The organism is Hymenobacter agri (genome assembly GCF_054778495.1).
The window spans coordinates 1-1703 of record NZ_BAAGZM010000771.1; the positions used below are offsets into that span (position 1 = coordinate 1).

Here is a 1703-nt window from a genome sequence, read left to right on the forward strand (position 1 = left end):
TGGGGGCCGGCGTGGCGGGCACAGCGCGTGCGGGCGCGGACGGCTCGCTGGGGGCGGTGGTAATGACGCGCTTGGTTTCGCTGCCGTCGGCATTTTTCACTTTCACCTTGATTTTGGTGCGGCCGCTTTCGGTGCCGGCGGCGCGGGGGATGGCCACGGCTTCATTGGCCTGCTCCACCAGTTCGTCGGTGTAGGCCACGGCAGCAGCCGAGGGCTGCTCCAAGCGGGCACTTTCGGCGAGGTCGCGGTATTCGGGAGCTACTTCGCGGGGGCGCGTGTGCTGCAGCCACAATACGCGGCCGGGGCGCAGCTCGTCGGTGCGGGCCAGGCGGTTTTTGGCGTAGATGGCCTTCTGGCGCATGCCATACTTCTGGGCCACGTCGAAAATCCGCTCGCCGGGCTGCAGCACGTGGTACTCTACGGGGCCCACGTCGCGCTTGGTTTGCAGGAAGTAGGGCCGGCCGGCAATGGCGGCATCGAAGCCCGTCATTTCGTTGTGCTTCAAAAAGTCGCGCGGGCGCTGATTGGCACGGCGCGCCAGGTCCTGGGTGGTTTCGCCGGGCAGGGCCACCAGGGCGCGCAGGTTGTTGATGCGGACTTCGGCCGTATTAGCGCCCACGGCGGGCATATTCAGCAGCTGGCCCTGGCTTTGCAGGCGCTGGTTGGCCACCAGGCCGGCGGCCTGGGTGATGTCGCCCACCGGCACGATGAGCGTGTAGGGCTTGTCGGCCGGTACGGTGCTGGCCAGCAGCCAGTGGTTGTGCGTAGCCAGCGCGGCCGAGTCGACGTGCAGCGCGAGGGCCTGGTCGTAGAGCGTTTGCCCGGCCACGGCCGGAAACTCCTGCAGCCGCAGTGCCGGCCGCGGGTTCTGGCCGCAGTAGGGTTCGAAGGCCAGCTTGTGGGCCAGAAACATCAGCACGTAGGGCGAAGTCGTTTCCGTGATGGCCATCTGGGTGGCGTCGGCGTCAGTGGGCAGGGTGTAGGGCTTCACGCCGGCCGGGCCGGTGTAGTAGCTCAGCAGCGCGTTCAGCCAGTTGTGCAGCACGGCGTTGTTGCGCTGCAGGTAGCGGGCGGCGGCGCGGGTACTGGCGGCCAGGTGCTGGCGCTCGTCCACGGCGGCGTTCACGGCCAAGCCCAGGCCGGTGGCGGTTTCCTGCTTCAGCTGCCAGTAGCCCACGGCCTCGTGGATGCTGCGGGCATCGCCCTGCAGAGCGCTTTCCTGCAGCACGAGGTAGCGGAAATCGAGCGGCACGCCTTCTTCCTGCAAAATGCGGTCGACGATGGGCAACGCGGCGTCGGCCAAATCGACTCGGGCCTGAAACGAGGGCTGGTGGCGACGCAGGCCGTCGGCCCGCTGCTGCACTAGTCGCCGGGCTTCGTCGTTGAGCACGAGGTGCAGGCCGAACACATCGAAGGTGGCGGGCACCACGGTGCTGGTAGCCGGAACCGGGCGGGCAGACTGGGCAGTTTGGGCGGCGGCCGGACCGGCCAAGGCCGTCATCAGCAACAAAAGGGCAACGGGATTTCGCATGAGCAACGCACGGGCGGGGCCACCAACGCGGCAGCTTCCAACCCGGAAGCTACAAAGAACCTGATTTCTGGGCGAATGTGCGTGCCCTTTCTCCCGAGCCGCTTGCTACATCCCGCCACCAGGCGGCGGGCCCTCCGGCCGGCCCCCTCCCCCATCGGGCCGGCCAAAGCCG

Annotated in this window: 1 protein-coding gene; it reads right to left on the reverse strand. The window is 68.1% G+C overall.

What is annotated here, in order from left to right; all coding sequences use genetic code 11:
* On the reverse strand, positions 1-1531 hold a 1531-nt coding region (locus tag ACYVDE_RS21955), incomplete at its 3' end, for a lytic transglycosylase domain-containing protein (protein WP_460503672.1).
* Between the last annotated feature and the right edge of the window lie 172 nt (positions 1532-1703).